This window comes from Streptomyces sp. Root1310, assembly GCF_001426425.1.
Classification (GTDB): Bacteria; Actinomycetota; Actinomycetes; order Streptomycetales; family Streptomycetaceae; genus Streptomyces.
Genome location: NZ_LMEQ01000031.1, coordinates 52,708 through 66,222 on the forward strand (window position 1 = coordinate 52,708; position 13,515 = coordinate 66,222).

Annotated in this window: 11 protein-coding genes; 9 read left to right on the plus strand and 2 right to left on the minus strand. The window is 74.1% G+C overall.

Annotated elements, in window-relative coordinates; translation table 11 throughout:
* Window positions 1-14: 14 nt before the first annotated feature.
* Complete coding sequence (locus ASD48_RS30940; RefSeq protein WP_057605112.1) at window positions 15-887, minus strand: universal stress protein; 873 nt, start codon at window positions 885-887, stop codon at window positions 15-17.
* Window positions 888-948: 61 nt separating this feature from the next.
* Here ASD48_RS30940 and ASD48_RS30945 point away from each other — a divergent pair, with 61 nt between their 5' ends.
* From ASD48_RS30945 to ASD48_RS44520, 9 genes are all read left to right on the plus strand, one after another.
* Window positions 949-1,305 (plus strand): VOC family protein, encoded by a 357-nt coding sequence (locus ASD48_RS30945; protein WP_057605546.1) that lies wholly within the window; start codon window positions 949-951, stop codon window positions 1,303-1,305.
* 145 nt (window positions 1,306-1,450) lie between these two features.
* Window positions 1,451-3,127: an FAD-dependent oxidoreductase gene (locus ASD48_RS30950; protein ID WP_057605113.1), complete on the plus strand. Its 1,677-nt coding sequence runs from the start codon at window positions 1,451-1,453 to the stop codon at window positions 3,125-3,127.
* On the plus strand, window positions 3,124-4,617 hold the full coding sequence (locus tag ASD48_RS30955; protein ID WP_057605114.1) for an ATP-binding protein: 1,494 nt from the start codon (window positions 3,124-3,126) through the stop codon (window positions 4,615-4,617). Before ASD48_RS30950 ends, ASD48_RS30955 begins: the two co-directional genes overlap by 4 nt.
* Window positions 4,614-4,967: a UBP-type zinc finger domain-containing protein gene (locus tag ASD48_RS30960; protein ID WP_057605115.1), complete on the plus strand. Its 354-nt coding sequence runs from the start codon at window positions 4,614-4,616 to the stop codon at window positions 4,965-4,967. The genes ASD48_RS30955 and ASD48_RS30960 overlap by 4 nt, the downstream gene beginning before the upstream one ends.
* A 119-nt stretch (window positions 4,968-5,086) precedes the next feature.
* Window positions 5,087-8,074, plus strand: a complete 2,988-nt coding sequence (locus tag ASD48_RS30965; protein ID WP_057605116.1) for a helix-turn-helix transcriptional regulator — start codon at window positions 5,087-5,089, stop codon at window positions 8,072-8,074.
* A gap of 486 nt (window positions 8,075-8,560) precedes the next feature.
* Window positions 8,561-9,778, plus strand: coding sequence for a tetratricopeptide repeat protein (locus ASD48_RS30970; RefSeq protein WP_057605117.1), 1,218 nt, complete (start codon window positions 8,561-8,563; stop codon window positions 9,776-9,778).
* Window positions 9,775-10,830, plus strand: coding sequence for a polyprenyl synthetase family protein (locus ASD48_RS30975; RefSeq protein ID WP_057605118.1), 1,056 nt, complete (start codon window positions 9,775-9,777; stop codon window positions 10,828-10,830). The genes ASD48_RS30970 and ASD48_RS30975 overlap by 4 nt, the downstream gene beginning before the upstream one ends.
* 363 nt (window positions 10,831-11,193) lie before the next feature.
* Complete coding sequence (locus tag ASD48_RS30980; RefSeq protein ID WP_057605119.1) at window positions 11,194-12,825, plus strand: serine/threonine-protein kinase; 1,632 nt, start codon at window positions 11,194-11,196, stop codon at window positions 12,823-12,825.
* Window positions 12,826-12,840: 15 nt separating this feature from the next.
* Window positions 12,841-12,993: a hypothetical protein gene (locus ASD48_RS44520; protein WP_157880748.1), complete on the plus strand. Its 153-nt coding sequence runs from the start codon at window positions 12,841-12,843 to the stop codon at window positions 12,991-12,993.
* 229 nt (window positions 12,994-13,222) lie between these two features.
* Here ASD48_RS44520 and ASD48_RS30985 read toward each other — a convergent pair whose 3' ends face one another.
* The gene (locus tag ASD48_RS30985) at window positions 13,223-13,441 is read right to left on the minus strand and encodes a fibronectin type III-like domain-contianing protein (RefSeq protein ID WP_057605120.1); all 219 of its coding nucleotides are present in this window, start codon (window positions 13,439-13,441) and stop codon (window positions 13,223-13,225) included.
* Window positions 13,442-13,515 lie beyond the last annotated feature (74 nt).

The window sequence follows — 13,515 nt, forward strand, 5'->3', positions numbered from 1 at the left end:
CCGGCCGCAGTGACTCAGTCGTGGGGCACGACGGCGACCGGGCAGTCCGCGTGGTGCAGGACGCCGTGCGCCACCGAGCCGATCCGGGCGCCCACGGCCGTGCGGTGGGCCCGCCGGCCGACGACCATCAGCTGTGCCCGCCCGGACACCGACAGCAGCACCTGCCCGGCGCTGCCCATCTCCACGTGCTCCACCACGGGCACGTCGGGGAACCGCTCCCGCCACGGTTCCAGGGCCTCGGCCAGCGCCTTCTTCTCGTACGGCTCCAGACCTCCGGCGTCGTCGGCGAGCTTGAGCGAGCCGGGGCTGTAGGCGAACACCGGCGGGAGCGTCCAGGCCCGTACCGCACGGACGCCCGCGCCCCGGGCGGCCGCCGTCTCGAACGCGAAGCGCAGCGCGGGGGCGCTGTCCTCGGGCTCGCCCTGCTGGCCGACGACGATCTCGTGGCCGGCCACCTCGGAGGACGGCCGGTCACCTGCGCGGACCAGCACGACCGGGCGCGCGGCCTCGGCGATCACCTGCTGGCCGACCGAGCCCAGCAGGAATCCGACCACGGGCCCGTGCCCGCGCGAGCCGAGCACCAGCAGTTCCGCGTCCGCCGCGGCGGCGACGAGCGTCTCGACCGGGCCGCCCTCCCGGACTTCGGTGGTGACGGCGAGCGCCGGGTGCCGCTCGGCGACCGTCGCGACGGCCCGCCGCACGGAGTCCCGCACCCATCGCTCCTGGGCGTCCCGGTCCGCCACGTCGGCCGCCGCGTCCGGCTGGAACCGCCAGGCGTGCACCACCCGCAGTTCCCGGTCGCGCCGGACGGCCTCGCGGGCCGCCCAGGCGAGCGCCGCGAGGCTCTCGTCCGTCCCGTCGACCCCTGCCGTGATCGGGACCGTCATCCCGCCGCCTCCTCGTGTCGTGATCACATCCGTCGGGCCCAGTCTTCACTACGCTTCGGCCATGGCACTCGAGTGGGAGCAGGTGGTCGTCGACTCGGCCGACCCGGTGGCGCTGGGCCGCTGGTGGGCCGCGGCCCTCGGCTGGGTGGTGATCAACGACGCGTCCGACGAGTACGAGATCCGACCCGGGCGGGACCGGCTGCCCGGCCTGATCTTCGTCCCGGTGCCGGAGGGCAAGGCCGTGAAGAACCGGCTCCACCTGGACTTCCGCCCCGACGACCAGCACGCCGAGGTGACCCGCCTGCTGTCCCTGGGCGCCCGCCGCACGGACATCGGACAGGGCGAGCGGCCCTGGGTGGTACTGGCCGACCCCGAGGGCAACGAGTTCTGTGTGCTGGGAGCGCGGCACCCGTCTTGACCGCCTGTGCCCGGTCCTGTCCTCAGAGCGCACGGTCCGCGGTATCCCGGAGCGGAGCGGGGCGAACGAACATACGATGGGCGGAGCCGGCGCGCGGGCTTCGCCGTGCCGCCGTGAGTGACGACCCTCTCGGGGTGGGAGACGTATGGCACAGGCCGCCGATTCGGCGCGGACCGTCATCCTGACCGTGGACGACGACCCGGGGGTCTCCCGTGCCGTCGCCCGTGACCTGCGGCGCCGTTACGGCGGCACGTACCGGATCGTGCGCGCCGAGTCCGGGGAGTCCGCGCTGGAGGCGCTGCGGGAGCTGAAACTCCGCGGCGACCTGGTGGCCGTCATCCTCGCCGACTACCGGATGCCGCAGATGAACGGCATCGAGTTCCTCGAACAGGCCCTGGACGTGTATCCGGGCGCCCGTCGCGTGCTGCTGACCGCGTACGCCGACACGAGTGCCGCGATCGACGCGATCAACGTCGTCGACCTCGACCACTATCTGCTCAAGCCGTGGGACCCGCCGGAGGAGAAGCTCTACCCCGTCCTGGACGACCTGCTGGACGCCTGGCGGTCCAGCGACCACCGGCCCGTGCCCGCCACGAAGGTGGTCGGGCACCGCTGGTCGGCGCGATCCTCGGAGGTGCGGGAGTTCCTGGCCCGCAACCAGGTGCCGTACCGCTGGTACTCCGCCGACGAGCCGGAAGGACAGCGTCTGCTGGCCGCGGCCGGGGTCGACGGACAGCGGCTGCCGCTGGTGGTCACCGCGGACGGCACGCCCCTGGTCGAGCCGGACGCGCCCGAGCTGGCCGCCCACGTGGGGCTGGCGACGACGCCGACGGCCGACTTCTACGACCTGGTGGTGATCGGCGGCGGCCCGGCCGGGCTCGGCGCGGCGGTGTACGGGGCCTCCGAGGGCCTGCGCACCGTGCTGGTGGAGCGCTCCGCGACCGGTGGACAGGCCGGGCAGAGCTCCCGTATCGAGAACTACCTGGGCTTCCCGGACGGTGTGTCCGGCGCGCAGCTCACCGACCGGGCGCGGCGGCAGGCCACCAAGTTCGGCGCCGAGATCCTCACCGCGCGCGAGGTGACCGGGCTCGAGGTCAACGGCTCCGCGCGCGTCGTGCGGTTCTCGGACGGCTCGGCGGTGGCCGCGCACAGCGTGATCCTCGCGACCGGCGTGTCCTACCGGCAGCTGGCGGCGCCGGGCTGCGACGACCTGACCGGCTGCGGGGTGTTCTACGGGTCGGCGCTCACCGAGGCGGCTTCCTGCCAGGGGCAGGACGTCTACATCGTGGGCGGCGCCAACTCGGCCGGCCAGGCGGCCATGTACCTGGCGCGAGGCGCCAAGTCCGTCACGCTGCTGGTGCGCGGGGAGTCCCTGGCGGCGTCGATGTCGTACTACCTGATCCAGCAGATCGACGAGTCGCCCAACATCTCCGTGCGCCCCGGCACCGTCGTCGAGGCCGCGCACGGGGACGGCCACCTGGAGCAGCTGACGCTGCGGGACGTGACGACCGGCGAGACCGAACTCGTCGACGCGCAGTGGATGTTCGTGTTCATCGGCGCGGCCCCGCTGACCGGCTGGCTGGACGGCACGGTCCTGCGCGACGAGCGCGGGTTCATCCTCGCCGGCCCCGACCTCACGCCGGACGGGCGGCCGCCCGCGGACTGGGCGCTGGACCGGCCTCCGTACCACCTGGAGACCAGTGTTCCCGGCGTGTTCGTGGCGGGCGACGCGCGCGCCGAGTCGGCGAAGCGCGTCGCGTCCGCCGTAGGAGAGGGAGCCATGGCCGTGATGCTCGTCCACCGGTATCTGGAGCAGTCATGAGCGGGCAGTTGATGCCGTGCAGCCCGGCCGAGATCAGCTCGCTGTTCCTGTTCGAGAAGCTCTCCCCCGAGCAGCTCGGACGGCTGTGCAGCGAGGGCCGGGTGGAGAGGTTCGAGCCCGGTCCGGTGTACACCGAGGGTGATCCGGCGACCTGCTTCTACGTGATGGTCGAGGGCTCGGTCGTGCTGTACCGCCGGGTCGGCGGGGACGACATCGAGGTGAGCCGCACCTCCCAGCGCGGGGTGTACGCCGGGGCCATGCAGGCCTACCTGGGGGACCAGGTGCCGCAGGTCTACAACAACTCGATGCGGGTGACCGAGCCGACGCGGTTCTTCGTGCTGCCCGCCGAGTCGTTCTCGGCCATCATGCGGGAGTGGTTCCCGATGGCGGCGCACCTGCTGGAGGGGCTGTTCTTCGGCTCGAAGAACACCCAGCGGGCCGTCGGTCAGCGGGAACGGCTGCTGGCCCTGGGCTCGTTGTCGGCGGGCCTCACTCATGAGCTCAACAACCCGGCCGCGGCGGCCGTACGCGCCACCGCGACGCTGCGCGAGCGGGTGGCGAAGATGCGGCACAAGCTGGCCGTCATCGCCTCCGGGGCCTACGACGCGGAGGCGCTGACCCGGCTGATCGAGATCCAGGAGCGGACGGCCGAACTCGTCGCCAAGGCACCGGTGCTGAGCCCGCTGGAGGCCTCCGACCGGGAGGACGAACTCACCGACTGGCTGGACGACCACGGCATCCAGGAGGGCTGGCGAATCGCGCCGACCTTCGTGCAGGCCGGGCTGGACGTGGACTGGCTGGAGCAGGTCGCGGCCGCCGTCGACGAGGACACCCTGCCGGGCGCGATGGGATGGCTCAACTACACGGTCGAGACCGAGCTGTTGATGGACGAGATCGACGACTCCACCAACCGCATCTCGCACCTCGTCGACGCCGCCAAGCAGTACTCGCAGCTCGACCGCGCCCCCTACCGGGTCGTCGACGTGCACGAACTCCTCGACAGCACCCTGCTGATGCTGTCGGGCAAGATCGGGCAGCGCATCGAGGTCGTGAAGGACTACGACCGTGCGCTCCCGGCGATCCCGGCCTACCCCGCGGAGCTCAACCAGGTGTGGACGAACCTCGTCGACAACGCCGTCTTCGCGGTCAACAGCGCGGGCGGCGACGGCACGTTGACCGTGCGCACGGCACGCGAGGGCGACCGGCTGCTGGTGGAGTTCCGCGACACGGGTCCCGGCATCCCGCCGGACGTCCGGGGCCGCATCTTCGACCCCTTCTTCACCACCAAGCCAGTGGGCGAGGGCACCGGGCTCGGCCTGGACATCTCCTGGCGGATCGTCGTCAACAAGCACCACGGCAACCTCCATGTGGAGTCCGTGCCGGGCGACACCCGCTTCCAGGTGCTGCTGCCGCTGACCGCCCCCGACCCCGAGAGCGCGCCGGACCCCGAGGGCGCGCCGGACCCCGAGACCGCCGAGGAGCCCGCATGACCGACGTGGACGCGATCGACCCGACTGTTCCGCCCAGCGGCCCCGGCTGCGTGGACTGCGACGCGGCGGGCGGCTGGTGGTTCCACCTGCGGCGCTGCGCGACCTGCGGCCATGTCGGCTGCTGCGACTCCTCCCCCGCCCAGCACGCCACCGCGCACTACAAGGCGACCGGGCATCCCCTGGTGCGCAGTTTCGAGCCGGGCGAGGAGTGGTTCTGGGACTACTCCACCGACGAGCTGTACGAGTCCGGGCCCGAACTCGCCCCTCCGGCCGGTCATCCCGCGGACCAGCCCGTGCCGGGCCCGGCCGGGCGGGTGCCGCAGGACTGGGCGCGGTCACTGCACCGTTGAGAGCGGGCCGTCGGGAGCGGCCGTCGCAATCGTCCCGGCCGGGCTCCCGAGAGCGGCCCGGCAGGGCTCCGTTCCTGGTCGCGGGCCGCGTTGTCGGTGGCGCGTGCCAGGATGGGGCCGTGTCGCAGACCGTGTTCGCCACCCCGTTCATCGGCCGGGAAGAGGAGCTCGCCCGGCTCTCCGGCGTGCTCGAACGCGCCCGGGGCGGTGAGTCGCGAGCGGTACTGATCGCCGGGGACGCCGGCGTGGGCAAGACCCGGGTCCTGGACGAGGCCGCCGTCCGGGCGGCCCGCTCGGGCATGACCGTGCTCACCGGACACTGTGTCGACCTCGGTGACGTGGGGCTGCCGTATCTGCCGTTCACCGAGATCCTCGGCCTGCTCGCCGCCGACGAACGGTTCGCCGCCGTCCTCGCCGCGCACCCCCTGGTCGACCGGCTGCTCGGCGCCGGCACCGACGTCGACGCAACGGGTTCCGAGCCGCGGTCCGGCGGTGGAGAGGGGCGGCTGAGGCTGTTCGAGGGGATGGCGGCGCTGCTCGCCGACCTGTCGGACGTCACCCCGCTGCTCCTCGTCCTGGAGGATCTGCACTGGGCCGACCAGTCCTCGCGCGACCTGTTGCGCTTCCTGCTCAGCCGGGGCTTCCTCCAGCGCTCCGCCGGCAACGGCTCCGGTCACCGGCTGGCGGTCCTGGCCTCCTACCGTGCGGACGATCTGCATCGCCGGCACCCGCTGCGCCCCCTGCTGGCGGAGCTGGTGCGGCTGCCCGCCGTGGACCGGCTGGAGCTGCGGCCGCTGGCGGACGCCGAGGTGACCCGGCTGCTGCGTGCCCTGGAGGGCCGGCCGCTGCCGGACGCCACGGTGCGCCGGATCGTGGAGCGCGCGGAGGGAAACGCCTTCTACGCCGAGGAGTTGCTCGCGGCCACCGACACGGAGGCGGGCGGCATGCCCAGCGGGCTGGCCGATCTCCTGCTCATCCGCGTCGAGCAGCTCCCCGACACCGCCCAGCAGGTACTGCGGACCGCCGCCGTCGCCGGCCGGCGGGTGGAACACGACCTGCTGCGGGACGCGGTCGGCCTGCCCGAGGACGAACTGGAGTCGGCGCTGCGGGAGGCCGTCGGCAACCAGCTCCTGGTCGCGGGCGACGACGGCGCCTACGCCTTCCGGCACGCCCTCGCCCGCGAGGCGGTGTACGCCGATCTGCTGCCGGGTGAACGCTCTCGGCTGCACGGCGCGTTCGCCGCGCTGCTGGCCGGCCGGGGCCACCGGCCCGAGACCGCGGCGGAGCGCGCCCACCACTATCGCGAGAGCCATGACCTGGGCGAGGCACTCGCCGCCTCGCTGGAGGCCGCCGACCACGCCCGGCGGGTCGGCGCGCCCGCCGAGGAGCTGCGTCATCTGGAAGCCCTGCTCGACCTCTGGGAGTCGGTACCCGCGACGGCCCTTCCGTCGGGCGAGGCGGCCGACCGGGTCACGCTGACACTGCGCGCCTCGGCCGCGGCCGCGCACGCCGGGGAGGCGCACCGCGCGGTCTCCCTGACCCGGGCCGCGCTCGCGGGCGTCGGCCAGGACGCCGACTCCGAACTCGCCGCACGGGTGCGGTACGCGCTGGCCGGCACGCTCATGAACGTCGACAGTCTGACGGCCGCGTTCTCCTACAGCAGCGAGGCGTTGGCGATGATCCCCGCCGAGCCGCCGACGCCGACCTGGGTGTGGGCCGCCGCCACCCATGTCCTGGCGGCCCGTCAGGTGGGTGACTCCGAGACCGCCCTGCGGGTCGCGCGCCAGGCGCTGCGCGCGGCCGAGCACCTCGATCTCACGGATGCGCGTGCGGACCTGCTGGTCTCGCTGGCCAACCTCGAGGGCGACGGCCGCCGCTCCGCCGAGGGCCGCGCCCGGCTGGCGGAGGCGCGTGAACTGGCCCGGCGCGGCGGCAACGCGCCGGTGGAGATGCGGGCCCTGTTCACCCTGGCCATCGGTGCCTTCGAGGCCGGGGAGCTGGCGGAGTGCCTGCCCTGGCTGGCCGAGGGCCTGGACCGCGCCCGCCGGGCGGGTCTGCTGTCCTCGCCGTACCCGCTGGAGATGCGGTACCTCCAGCTGCTGGTGCTCTACACGCTGGGCCGCTGGGACGAGTGTCTGCGCACGGCGAAGACCGACCTGGCGGTGCTGCCGGCATCGGGTGGCTACGCGGTGGGGCCCGCCCTGTACGTGGGTCTGGCACGCGGCGACAAGGGCGTCGCCGACCGGGCCCGGGCCTTGATCGAGGGGCGCTTCGACTGGATGGCGGCGCTCGTCGCGGGCATCGTGCTGACCGACGCGGCGGCGCAGAGCGGTGACGCCGAGGCGGCGGTGGCCCGGCTGCAGTCCTCGCTCGAAGCCCTCACGGACGACGCGGGCACGCTCCCGGACGTCACGGTCCGGCTCACCGCGCTCGCCCTCACGGCCGTCGCCGATGCGGCGGCCACGGCGCGACGCGACGGGGACGGGGCGGCGGCCGACCGCTGGTCGGCGATCGCGACGGAACTCCTGGAACCGGCCAGGTCGGTGGCCCTGCGGGGCGCGACCGGCGTGCCGCAGGGCCCGGAGGGGCGCGCCTGGCTGGCCCGTGCGGAGGCCGAGTGGGCATGGGCCGCCACCGGGCCCGATCCGGCGGCCTGGGAGAGGACGGTGGCGGCGTTCGGCTACGGCGACGCCTACGAATTGGCCCGCTGCCGACTGCGGCACGCGCAGGCCCTGCTGGCCGCCGGCCGGCGCGAGGACGCGGCCACCGAGGCCCGCGCCGTCCGGGCGACGGCCGGACGGCTGGGCGCCACACCCCTGTCGGAGCGGGCGGACGACCTGATCCGGCGTGGGCGCCTCACCGACGGCCGGTCCGCCGCCCCCGGCGGCCCGGTCGCTCTGACGGCCCGGGAGCGGGACGTGCTGCGGCTGCTCGCGCTCGGCCGGAGCAACCGGCAGATCGGCGAGGAGCTGTTCATCAGCGGCAAGACGGCGAGCGTGCATGTCTCCAACATCCTCGCCAAGCTGAGCGCGGCGAGCCGCACGGAGGCCGTGGCGATCGCCTACCGCGAGCGGCTGCTCGAAGCGGAGCCCGGCACCTCGGGCTGATCCCGGCGCCCTCGGCCCGGCCACGACCGGCGGGCGGGCGTCCGGACGCGGGCGAGGACCCCGGGAGCCTGCGGCCCGTCGTCCGGACAGACCTGCGGCGGGGGCCGTACGACGACACCGTGGCGGCAGGACGCACGTGCCGGTTCCGGGAGGCACCCTGCGGACCGTCGGGGAGGACACCGCCTGTGGTCGGCGCGTGCCCGCCGAAGTGACGGACGCCTGGCTGAACAGTCCTGGTCATCGGGCCGACATCGCCAACCCGCAGTCGCCCACAACGGCGTCGGCTTCCCGGGCGGCGCGCCCTCGGGCACGTACCGGCCACAGCTCATCGGCACCTGACACCCCACCAGCCCCCGAGAGTGATCTACGCCTCACAGGCAACCCCCCTCACCGTGCCCGCGTCTTGACCGGCAGTACACGCACTATACCCACCGTGTATACACAGAGTGCATATGTGCACACCCGGTGGTCTGCCGAAGGGAACCGATGTACGGCAAGGCATTCGCCCCGGAGTACCAGGGCGCTCTCACCACCCTGTCCGTGAACTCCTCGCTGGACGACGTACTGGCCGTCGGCACCGAGCGGTTGCGGGCGGCGGAGGAGGCCGGGGAACACGGCGAGGCGGCCCGCTCGGGGCTCGCGGTCGCCGAGGCGCACCGGCGTCTGGGACAGGTGCGGGAGGCCGACCGGGCGTGGAAGGCGAGTTACCGGGCGGCCCGGGACGCCGGTGACATCGCCGCGATGGCGTGGGCCCTGTGGAGCGGCGGCACCCTGGCCCGGCAGCGGGGCGCGTTCCCGCTGGCCCGGCGGCTGCTGGGGCTCGCCGCCGATCTGGGCGAGCGGGGCGGCGACATCGTGGTCCGCGGCTACTCGCTGGCCGGGCTGGCGGAGACCGGGCGCATCCAGGGCGACTACGAGGCCGTGGGCAGGCTGCACGAGCAGCTGCTGGCCGAGGCGCGCAGGCGCGGCGAGGCGCGGCACACGGTGTGGGCCCTGGAGGGCATCGCGCAGATGCACCGCAACTCCGGCGACCACGACACCGCGTACGCCCTCTTCGAGGAGGCGGCGCGGATCGCCGAGGGCGCCGAGGACCGCCGCGGTCACGCCTGGGCGCTGCGCGGGCTGGCCGACATCGTCTCCGCGCGGGACGGGGACACCGAACGCGCGCTCGGCCTGCTGGCGGAGGCCGAGGAGTCCTGCCGCGCGATGAACCTGACCGGCGCGCTGGCCTACAACCACAAGATGCGCGGCAACGTCCTGTACCGGGCGGGGCGTTACCCCGAGGCCCGGCGGCTGTACACGCAGGCGCTCGACGAGTTCCGCGCCATGGGCGAGCCGCGCGGCGAGGCCCTCTCCCGGCTCGGCCTGACGAAGGCGCTGGCCCGGCTGGGCCGCGACCGCGGGGAGACGGCGGCCGAACTGGCCGAGCTGGCACGGGAGCTGGAGCGCATCGGGCTGCGGCACGCACGGGAGATGGTCGCCCGGGCGCAGACCGAGCTGGGGGTCGAGACGTCCGTACCGGCGACAGCGGCACAGGCACCTGCTCCGACTCCCGCACCGGCACCGGCACCGGCACCCGAGCCGACTCCGACTCCCGCATGCACCCCCGCACCCGCAGCCACGCACACGGCCATACCCACACCCACACCCACACCCTCGACCAGCACCGGGGTTTCCGACGAGCACGCGGCGGTCGGCCGGTGACCGCGCTGGACACGACGGTGCGGGAAGCCACCGCGACCCGGTCCCGCGCTCCGCGGATCCTCGCCCGCTGCCGGGCGTTGGTGCGACCCGCGCTCGTGGAGGCCGTGGGGCGGTCGCACCCGTGGGTGGGCGAGATGGCCGGCTACTCCTTCGGCTGGTGCGGGGTCGGCGGCGTGCCCGCGACCGGCTCCGGAGGCAAGGGGATACGGCAGGCCCTCGCGGTGCTCGGCGCCGAGGCGGCCGGTGCGCCCGCCCGGACCGGGGTGCCCGCAGCGGTGGCGGTGGAGCTGGTGCACGCCTTCTCCCTGCTGCACGACGACATCATGGACGGCGATCCGACCCGGCGTGGACGTGCCACGGTGTGGAAGGCGTACGGCACGGGACCGGCGGTCCTGGCGGGTGACGCCCTGTTCGCCCTGGCGGTGGAGACCCTCGCGCTCCAGCCGCCCCCGGCCGGCGCCGACGCCGTACGGCTGCTGTCCGGCGCCCTCGGGGACCTCGTCCGCGGACAGGCCGACGACCTGCTGTTCGCCGCGCGGCCCTGGTCGGGGCCGGAGCGGGTGCGCCCTGACGCCTACCGGAAGATGGCCGAGGGCAAGACCGGTGCGCTGCTCGGCTGTGCGGCCGCGTTGGGGGCGGTGCTGGGTAACGCGTCCCCGGCCGTGGCGGACGCGCTGGACCGGGCGGGAAGGCATCTGGGGATCGCGTTCCAGGTGGTCGACGATCTGCTGGGCATCTGGGGCGACCCGTCGGTGACCGGCAAGCCCGTCCACGGCGATCTGCGTGAGCGGAAGAAGACGTTCCCGGTGCTGGCCGCGCTGGACTCACCCGCTCCCGCCGCGCGTCGGCTGGCCGCGCTTCTGGAGCGGGGCGGCGACCCGGGTGAGGCGGCAGCGCTGGCCGAGGCGGCGGGTGGCCGTGCCGCGGCCCTGGCCGAGGCGGCCCGGCAGGTCGCCGCCGCCGAGTCGGCACTTGCGGCCGTCCCGCTGGCCGCCGACGCCGTGGGCGATCTGCGCTGCCTCATCGGCTTCGCGGTGCGCCGGGACCTCTGACGGGCCCGGCCGTGCTCGCGGAACACGCTTCCGCGGTCCCCGACCGGACCGCTGTACCGAGGCGACTCCGCCCGATTGGGAAAAACGCCGGGAGGGCCGCCGAGCAGGAATGCATCACGGTCCAGAAGGTCGTTCCCGGGAACCTCATCCACCCCCGCCCGGCTTGTTTACCGCTGGTTACACCGCAGGACGGACGTAGGACGACCCTCGGCAATTCCCTTTTCTCGTACATGCACTCGACCCAAAGCGGCGCCCTTTTTGAATAAAAGACAGGAATCACACCGGAGTTGCGGTCAATTTGAACGGACCCCCTCGCGCCGGTCGTACCACTGGGAAAGGTGAGTACCGGCGGTTCAGCGAGGGATGGCCATGGTCAAGACGCACGTCTCCACGCACGAGTGGGTCGCCGGGAGGTACCGGCTGCTCGACGTCGTCCACCGGGAGACGAACCGCGTCGGCTGGTACGGCGAGTACGTCGAGGACACCGGGACGGCCCGGCCCTGCCTGGTCACCAGGATCGGGCTGCCCGCCGGCCAGGGCGAGGAGAAGGCCCGCCAGGCCGCCGACCGGGTGATGCGCATGTCGGAGACGATGGCGCGGCTGTGTCCCGGCCGGATCGCCGCGGTCGTCGACGCCGTGGAGGAGGCGGGGTCCCTGTGGACCGTCACCGAGTGGATCGACGGCCTGCCACTGAGTCAACTCCTGCATCAGAAGGGGGCGTTCAGTCCGGCGAAGGCGGCGGCGATCGGGCTGCAGCTGCTGGACGTGCTCGAGGTCGCGCACGGTGAGGGCATCACCCACGGCGAGCTGAGCCCCGGGCAGATCTTCGTGCGGGCCCGGGGCCCCCTCGTGCTCACCGGGTTCGGGCTGGCGGGCGCGACCCTCGCCCCCCGGGTGGCGGCCCCGGCGTACGCCTCGCCCGAGCAGGCCCGGGACGACCGGATCGGTCCGGCTGCCGACCTGTGGGCGCTGGGCGCGATCCTGTACACGATGGTCGAGGGGCGGCCACCGTACCGGGACCGGGACCGGCCCGAGAGCACGCTGAAGGGGGTGGACCGGCTGCCGCTGCGCACCCCGCTGCGGGCCGGCTCGCTCACCCCGACCGTGCAGGGGCTGCTTCGCAAGGACTCCCGGGAGCGGCTGACCAGAACGGTCGTGCGCCAGTCCCTCACCCGGGTGCTGGACGAGGACCCGCACGCCGTCATGCAGGCCCCCCGGCTGAAGCGGGCCTGCGCCGCCGCCCGGTACGTCGGTCCGCGGTGGGGCGGCCGGGCCATGGCGGCCGGGACGGCGCTGGCCGTCGTCACCGTGGCGGCCGCCGCCCTCGCCGTGACCCACCAGCTGCCCGACAGCGACGACACCGCGGGCGGCGGCGCGCCGGCCCGGCCGTCCGCCTCCGCCGCGGCGCCCGGCGAGGACGCCGGGGAAAGAGACTCCGCGACGCCGACGCCGACCGCGTCGGGCACCCCGTCGCCCAGCGAGTCCCCGGAATCCTCCCCCTCGGCGCCGGCCACCGCCGACGCCCTCCCCCAGGGCTACCGCGTGTACCGCGCCCCCGAGGGCTTCTCGGTGGCGCTCCCCGAGGGCTGGAAGCCGCTGGAGACGACGCGCGGCACCGATGAGGCGTACCGGGTCACCTTCGGGGCGAGCGGCGATCCGCGCACCCTCGCGGTGACCTACAGCGAGAGCGCCGGACCGGACCCGGTGGCCGTCTGGCGCGAGGACGTCGAGCCCAATCTCGAGAAGGACGACGGTTTCCGTCGGCTCGGCGACATCGAGGCGACGACGTACCAGGGGTACAAGGCCGCCGACATGGAATGGCTCATGGACGCCGACGGCGCCCAGGTGCGCACGTTCGGCCGGGGCTTCCTCCTCGGCGGGAACCGCAGTTTCTCGCTGCGCTGGACGACACCCGCGGCGGACTGGCGCAAGAGCGCCAACCGCGAGGCGCTGAACACGTTCCTGCGGACCTTCCGGCCGGGTTCGGCCGCCTGACCGGGGACCGGCGCGATGCGTGCGGCGAACGCAGCCGACGCGGTGCACGCGTGCCGTCGGGTGGCGGGCCGGGAACGTGGTGCTCGGCCTCTGGACCGCAAGGTGGCCTACCGGGACCGCCCCCGCGCGCTCCTGCTGGCGGTCGCCGGTATCGCCGCGGCCCCGTGATTGACGCACGCCGCCCCGAAGACAGTGCCGTTGAAACGTGACGGACGCCGGCAACGGTTACTACGCCGTCACGAACGTCGGCGACCCGGGTCTCGCACTCACGACGACGTCCGACGCCTGTCCGTCGGGAAGCGGCAACTACAAGACACGGAACAGTGCGGCAGACCTACGCCACTCGGCGTTCCTCGGCCGCACTGCCGGTCCGGACCGCCCCTCGGGGTGTGACGGGCTAGCGGACGGTGATGGTCCCGGCGTACTCGGCCTCGGTGACCGAACGGCCCACGTAGACGGGAACCCGGCCGGCCGGGGTCACCCACCGGCTCTCGGACTCGTCCCAGTAGGACAACGCGCGCCGGGTGACCGTGACGGCCACCGTGCGGCGCTGCCCCGGATCGAGGGCCGGTCGGGAACTGCTGCCGGAGGGCGGCGCGGGGACGGGGTCAGGCACGTCCCCGCGCCGCCCTCTCTTCCCTCCTCCGCCGACGGGTGCCATCAGGCATGCGTGACGGAGGAAAGCTCGAG